The sequence below is a fragment of the Patescibacteria group bacterium genome (genome assembly GCA_018896215.1).
Taxonomy (GTDB): Bacteria; Patescibacteriota; WWE3; order 0-14-0-20-40-13; family 0-14-0-20-40-13; genus JAHINB01.
In genome coordinates this window covers 76,814-84,592 of sequence record JAHINB010000013.1, presented here as the reverse complement: position 1 = coordinate 84,592, position 7,779 = coordinate 76,814, and the positions used below count along the sequence as shown (strand labels likewise).

Genomic DNA, 7,779 nt, shown 5'->3' with positions numbered 1-7,779 from the left:
GTTTTGCTATGGATGACGAGAGGTTAAAAAACCCTAACAATATTTTTGGGAAAGATTATTTTGAAGAGCAGTTGGCTAGAATTCGTAACATTCGTTCCAGCGAACGAAGATTTTACCAAAAAGTTACTGATATCTATGCTCAATGTAGTGCCGATTACAATCCAAACGAAGAAATTACCAAGCAATTTTTTGCTACTGTGCAAAACAAACTTCATTTTGCTATTACAGGAAAAACTGCAGCAGAAATAATTTACGAAAGAGTAAGTAGCGAAAAGGAAAAAATGGGGTTAACCTCTTGGAGACGATCTCCACAAGGGAAAATTATGCCGAGTGATACAATCAATCATTGCCAAGAATTACTTGGGTAAAAAGGAATTAGAGCATCTAAATCGTATTGGTAACATGTACCTAGATTATGCCGAAATGCAAGCGGTGCGAGGTCGTGCAATGACCATGAAAGATTGGATAGAAAAACTTAATTCCTTTTTAAAATTTAGCGAATACGAAATATTAACAAACTCCGGAAAAATTAGTCACGAAGTTGCCGAAGAACTTGCCTTATCGGGGTATGAAAATTATCGAATAGTGCAAGATAAAAACTATATTTCTGATTTTGATCGTGAAGTAAAAAAACTTCTCAAAAGAAAAAATTCTAATGGTTGACAGGGGGAATTTGTCTGTGATAGACTCCCAAGGTTAAGCAAGGTAGAAGTAGAAGGCCAGGTTAACATTGGTCTTTGTATCTGTTTAAAAATTGATTGAAATTATCAAATAATATAATGCGCCTCAGCTTTTCTGAAGAAGGTTTTGATTTTCCCTTGCCAAACTTATCAGCCATTCAATTGGAGTCCTACGACGCTTTTTTAAAAGGCGGTGTTAACGATATTTTAGAAGAGATTAACGATGTAGAAGACTATACAGGCAGAGGCTGGGTTTTAAGTTTTGCCAATCCCCGTTTTGACAACTCTACAATTACCATTCAAGAATCTATAGATAGGGGAACGACTTACAGCGCCCCCTGGTATTTAAAGACCACACTTTTTGAAAAAGAAACCAAAAAATCCAAAACCCAAGAAATTTATATGGGGGAAGTTCCCCTAATGACACCAAAGGGAACCTTTATTATTAATGGAATCGAAAAGGTTGTAGTAAACCAACTAACACGCTCCGAAGGAGCGTATTTTGTTCCTTTGGAATACCCAGGAATTGTAAGACCTTTAGCTTCTGCCAAACTTCTTCCCAAAAATGGCGCTTGGCTTGAAATAGAAACCCTTAAAAATAATGTTTTGGCTGTAAAAATAGATCGCAAGAGAAAAGTTGTTCTCTCGGCGCTCTTACGTGTATTTGGATTAGAAACTGACAATCAAATCCGTGAGGCATTTGCCGAAGCCGAAAAAGGTTCAGAAGTTTCTTACATCGAGAATACTCTAGAAAAAGATCCCTCATCTAATTATGACGAGGCTTTAATCGAAATTTATCGCAAAATTCGTCCTGGTGAGCCTTTAATTTTGGATAATGCTAAGACTCTGGTCGAAACAATGTTTTTTAACCCCCGAAGATACAGTTTGGGCAAAGTTGGGCGATTTAAATTTAATCAAAGATTGGGAACCACCTTTGCCAACGATCCTGAAGGTAGGCTTTTGCACAAAGAAGATTTAATTAAAGTTGTCGAAAAAATTATTGCTCTAAATCGCAACTTGGGAGAAGAGTTTGATGATATTGATCATTTGGGAAATCGGCGGGTTCGTTCTGTAGGAGAGCTATTGCAAAATCAAATTAGAATTGGATTTTTGCAAATGGAACGCAATATTAAAGAAAGAATGTCCTTGCAACCTAGAGGCGAGCTTTGTGAACCGGGAGCATTAATTTCGACCCGCCCAGTTTCTGCCAAGGTTCACTCCTTTTTTGCTTCGGGGCAACTAAGTCAGTACCAAGATCAATCTAATCCGCTTACGGGCCTTGATCATTTGCGCAGGCTTTCTGTGATGGGACCTGGTGGTTTGACCAAAGAAAGAGCCAGCTTTTCGGTAAGAGATGCACACTACACACACTATGGAAAAATTTGTCCCGTGAGAACCCCGGAGGGTCCCAATATTGGACTTATTACCTATATTGCTTTATATGCTAGGGTTAATGAGTATGGGTTTTTAGAAACCCCCTACCGAAAAATTGTTGCTGATGGGAAAGGAAGTTACAAAGTAACTAATACTGTTGAGTATCTTGCCGCGTACGACGAAGAAAAGTATTACATTACCGATGCTTCTGCGGTTGTTTCCCGTGACGGGAAAATTTCCGAGACGCGTGTTCCTTTAAGGAAAGGCAAAGATTTTTTTATTGGGGATATTTCCATGGCAAGCTACATGGATATAAATTCTCAACAGACTGTTGGAGTTGCCGCATCTCTAATTCCATTTATCTCGAACACGGATGTTATTAGAGCTTTATACGGATGTCAGCAAGCAACGCAAGCTGTGCCTTTAATTTCTCCTCAAGCCCCGTTTGTTGGAACTGGAATGGAGGGAATTGTTGCCCAAAATTCTGGTGCAATTATAGAAGCTCCGTTTGCTGGTGTTACAGAATATGCTGATGCGGAAAGGATTGTTTTTAAAGGCAAAGAGAAAGTAGAATATAAAATTCAAAAATTTGTGCAATCTAATATGGATACCTGCTACAACCAAAAGGTTAATGTAGTTACAGGTCAAAAAGTTAAACAAGGTGCTATTCTTGCCGAGGGTCCAGCGGTTAGTAATGGAGAAATGGCAATTGGGGCAAATCTTACAGTTGCTTTTATGATTTGGCATGGGTACAACTACGAGGACGCCATAATTATTTCGGATCGTTTGGTAAAAGATGACATTTTAACCTCTATTCACATTAAAGATCACTCGGTGCAAGTTTTGGAAACTAAACTTGGTCCCGAAGAAATTACCCGCGATATTCCCAATGTTTCGGAGGAGGCGCTTAGGAATTTGGATGAAAATGGTATTGTTGCGGTTGGTTCCGAGGTTAAGTCGGGCGATATTTTAGTTGGAAAAATTGCTCCCAAAGGGGAGACCGAACTTTCTGCCGAAGAAAGGCTATTGCGGGCGATTTTTGGAGAAAAATCTCGCGATGTTAAAGATAATTCCTTGGTTTTGCCTCACGGCGAATACGGAACAGTCATTAGTGTAACCGAGTTAAGCAAAGAAAGAGGCGACGAGTTGCCCACTGGAGTTGTTCGCGAGATTAGGGTTTTTGTTGCCCAAAGAAGAAAAATTGTGGTGGGGGATAAACTTACTGGAAGGCAGGGTCAAAAAGGGGTTATTGCTCTAATCGCCCGAGAAGAAGATATGCCTTTTACTCAAGAAGGGGTTGCTGCAGACATCATTTTACACCCAGCATCTCTTCTTGGAAGAATGAATATTGGCCAGCTTCCAGAGACCCATTTGGGGTGGGTTTCTCAAAAGACTGGTAATTACTATAAAGTTCCCGTGTTTAGTAAATTTAACGAAAGTTATCTAATTAAAGCTTTAAAAGATGCCAATCTTCCCACCGATGGAAAAACTGTACTCTACGACGGTCGCACAGGCGAGCCTTTTGACACTCGTATTGTAGTTGGTAGTTTATATGTTCTAAAACTTCATCACCTTGCGGAAGACAAAATGCATGCCAGGAGCACAGGTCCTTATTCTTTAATTACCCAGCAACCATTGGGTGGAAAGGCTCAATTTGGAGGTCAAAGGTTCGGAGAAATGGAAGTTTGGGCTCTCGAAGCCTACAGCGCAGCGCATGTTCTTCAGGAAATGCTCACCATCAAATCGGACGATATGTTAGGAAGAACACTTGCTTATAGGGCGATGTTACAAGGAGAAAAAATCCCACCAGCGGCAATTCCCGAATCGTTTAAACTTTTAGTTCGTGAGCTTAATGGGTTATGTCTAAATATTGAAACAGTTGGAGAAAGCCAAGAGGAAGTAGAAGAAGTAGAACTTGCGGGCATTGTTCCGGGAGAGGCTGTTGTAGAATCCGAAAAAAGCGGCAAAAAACCAAAAGTTGTGGAATTAGAAGTAGTTTTAGAAGACAAATCTCATGAATAAATTATCTAGACTAAAAGATTTTCATTCCCTAAAAATATCGGTTGCTTCGCCCGATGATATTCAGAACTGGTCTTTTGGTGAGATTACAAAGCCTGAAACAATAAATTACCGAACTTTTAAAGCCGAAAAGGGCGGTCTTTTTGACGAGAAAATATTTGGACCGACAAAAGATTATGAATGCTATTGCGGAAAATATAAAAGAATTCGCTACAAGGGGGTAATTTGCGACAAATGTGGCGTGGAGGTAACTCATTCCCGAGTTAGAAGAGAACGGATGGGGCATATAACCCTTGCCTCTCCCGTTGCCCACGTTTGGTTTTTTAAAGGGATACCTTCAAAACTGGCATTGCTTTTAGATATTTCGCCTAGAAGTTTAGAAGCGGTAATTTACTTTTCGTCATACATTGTAATTTCATTAGACAGCGATAAAAAGATGTCCATAATTTCTACTCTTAGCAAAGATTTAGAGCTAGAAAAGAGCAAGGTTTTAGAAGATTCCGAGGCCCAAATTGCATTGCTTAAAGCAGAGGTGGCAAAAGAAGTTAAAGAGAAAGATAAACAGAAAAAAGCGCTTTTAATTGAGGCGATTACCTTAAAAGCTAATCAAAAGGTAGCCCAAATTCGCGAGAAAGTTGTTGCTCGTCAAGACGAAGTAAAAGATAAGTTTTCGATTTTAGATAAAAAACTCTCCTCCATCAAGCGATTTACGGTATTAACCGACATGGAATATTTAGATATGGCATACTACATGGATCAGTTTTGTACTGTAGAAATTGGGGCCGAAGCAATAAAAAATATTTTGGATGCAATAGATTTGGTGGAGGATATTAAAAAGCTTAAAGCCAAAATTACACGGACAAAGGGTCAAGCGCAACTTAAACTCACCAAAAGATTAAAGGTGTTGGAGGGTTTTAGACACGCTGGTATTAGCCCAACTTGGGTTGTGTTACAACATTTACCTGTTATCCCCCCAGATTTGCGTCCTATGGTTCAGCTGGAGGGTGGTAGGTTCGCCACAAGCGATCTCAATGATCTTTATCGAAGAATTATCAACCGTAATAGTAGACTGAAAAGGTTACTAAATTTGGGGGCGCCAGAAATTATAGTCCGCAACGAGAAAAGAATGTTGCAAGAGGCGGTGGACGCTTTGATTGATTCTTCCAAGCAAAGATCCACATCTAGGGTTCTAAGGACTACCCGAAAACCCTTGCGTTCAATCTCTGATATGTTAAAGGGAAAGCAGGGAAGATTTAGGCAGAATTTACTGGGAAAGAGGGTAGATTATTCGGGAAGATCGGTTATAGTTGTGGGTCCCGAACTTGCCCTAACCGAATGCGGTATTCCAAGAGAAATGGCAATTGAGCTTTTAAAGCCTTTAGTTCTTCGCGAAATTTTGCTTCGCGGGCTTGCTCCCAATGTAAAGAGCGCCAAATATATTTTAGAAGAAAGAGGTGGCGAGGTTTGGGATATTGTAGAGTCCCTTGCCAAAACAAGACCCGTACTTTTAAATCGCGCTCCAACACTGCATCGATTGGGAATTCAAGCCTTTTATCCCAAGCTAATTGATGGCAACGCGATTCAAATTCACCCTTGCGTTTGTGATGGTTACAATGCCGATTTTGACGGGGATCAGATGGCTGTGCATTTGCCGTTATCTAAAGAAGCTATTGATGAGGCAAAAGATTTAATGTTGGCAGATAAAAACTTGCTCAAACCTTCTAATGGTCAATTTATTGCCATGCCAGCAAAAGATATGATTTTAGGTGTCTATTACCTAACAACAATAGATACCGAGGCTAAAAAACACTCTGGAACATTCGGGAGTGTAGATGAGGTGTTGCTGGCTTTGGATAATAAAAAAATAACTCTTAAACAACTCATAAATGTTTACATAAATGGGAAGACTCTAGAAACCACTGCGGGAAGGGTAATTTTTAACGAGCAGATTCCTCAATCTTTGGGATATATTAATAGTAGCGTTGGAAAAAGCGCCTCGGAAGACACGCTTTCGCTAAGCGACTTATTTGATAAAGTATTAAAATCTGAAGATTCTAGGATTACTGTGGAATTTATTGATGCGGTCAAGAATTTAGGATACGAATACGCTACAAAGTCGGGTTTGTCAGTTTCGCTGTTTGATTTTAAAGCCTCTCCAGATAAGGATTTAATGCTTAATGTTGCTAATAAGAAAGCGGAGGAAATTGACTTGAACTACAAAAGAGGTCTTATTACAAGACAAGAACAAAAGAGTTTGCTACAAGCTCTTTGGCAAGAGACTACCGAAAAAATTGACGATGCTACCTGGAAAATGTTGGACGATAAGAATGTGGTTAAATATATGCTTAAATCGGGCGGTGCTGGAAAAGCCTCACGAGTGCAAATTAGACAGATTGCTGGAATGAGAGGGCTTATCGCTGATCCTACGGGACGAATTATTGAAATGCCAATTAAAGGAAATTACAAAGAAGGTCTTTCGGGGTTTGAATATTTTGCGGGATCCCGAGGTTCTCGCAAGGGAATTACCGATAAATCATTAAGGACCGCCGATGCGGGGTATCTTACTCGCCGACTTGTCGATGTGGCGCAAGATGTAATTATAAGAACCGAATTTTGCGGAACCGAAAAGTACAGAGAAATTTCGCGAGCCGATTGCGTGCCACTCGCCTCCATGGCAGATAAATTAAAGGGTCGGTTTGTTGCCAAGACTGTTAAGCATAAAGGAAAAACGCTCATTAAAAAAGGAGAGCTTATAACGGCAAGTATCGCCAAGCAAATAGATTTGCTGGAGATTGACAACATTAGAATTTACTCTCCCTTAACTTGTGAGTACAGTCATGGGATTTGTCAAAAGTGCTATGGAGAGGATTTAACTAATTTGGCGGTGGTAAAGATAGGCGTTCCTGTTGGAATTTTGGCGGCGCAGTCTATTGGCGAGCCGGGAACCCAGCTTACTATGAGAACATTCCATACAGGTGGTGTTGCAGGAAAGGATATTACACAAGGGCTTCCCCGAGTAGAAGAAATTTTAGAGGCTCGTTTGCCCAAATCACTTTCTATCATGAGCGAAATTTCTGGTCGGGTATCGCTAGAGGAGGATAAGAATGGAAAAAGGACTCTTACAGTAAAGGTGACGACAAAGAATGTTGATATTTCCGAAGTTTGCTACAATGTAGATCCCGTTTCGGAAATTATTGTGGCAAAAGGCGATTTAGTCACGGCAGGACAGCCCTTAACACTAGGGAGTTTAGATTTGGGGGAGCTTCTAAACGCTGTTGGGGTAATGCAAACGCAAAATTATATTGTAAAAGACTTGCAAAAAGTTTATACATCGCAAGGTGTTAAGCTAAACGATAAGCATTTAGAGGTAATTGTAAGGCAGATGTTTAATAAGGTAGAGGTGGATAAAGTTGGCGACACAATTTTTTTGCAGGGTGAAGTTATTACCAAAGATAGGTTTGAAGAAGAAAATTCTAAAGTTGCAGCAGAGGGTGGGGAAATGGCAGAGGGGCATTTAATATTGCTTGGTATTACAAGATCGTCACTGGAGACCGATAGCTTTTTGGCGGCTGCGAGCTTTATGAACACTAGTAGAGTACTAACCGATGCCGCTTCGGTTGGCGCGGTTGATAAGTTGCTCGGTCTCAAAGAAAATGTAATAATCGGTAGATTAATTCCAGTGGGAGAGCGTGCACGACTGGAATAA

Annotated in this window: 2 protein-coding genes and 1 pseudogene; all 3 read left to right on the top strand. The window is 40.2% G+C overall.

The genetic code is table 11. The features are described from left to right. The 3 genes and pseudogenes from KKF75_03030 to rpoC all read left to right on the top strand — a co-directional run bounded on the left by KKF75_03030 (position 1) and on the right by rpoC (position 7,779). Positions 1–663, top strand: a pseudogene (locus KKF75_03030) (virulence RhuM family protein). A 116-nt stretch (positions 664–779) separates the two neighbouring features. Continuing rightward, positions 780–4,076: a DNA-directed RNA polymerase subunit beta gene (gene rpoB, locus KKF75_03025; protein MBU4381167.1), complete on the top strand. Its 3,297-nt coding sequence runs from the start codon at positions 780–782 to the stop codon at positions 4,074–4,076. Further along, positions 4,069–7,779, top strand: coding sequence for a DNA-directed RNA polymerase subunit beta' (gene rpoC, locus KKF75_03020; GenBank protein MBU4381166.1), 3,711 nt, complete (start codon positions 4,069–4,071; stop codon positions 7,777–7,779). Before rpoB ends, rpoC begins: the two co-directional genes overlap by 8 nt.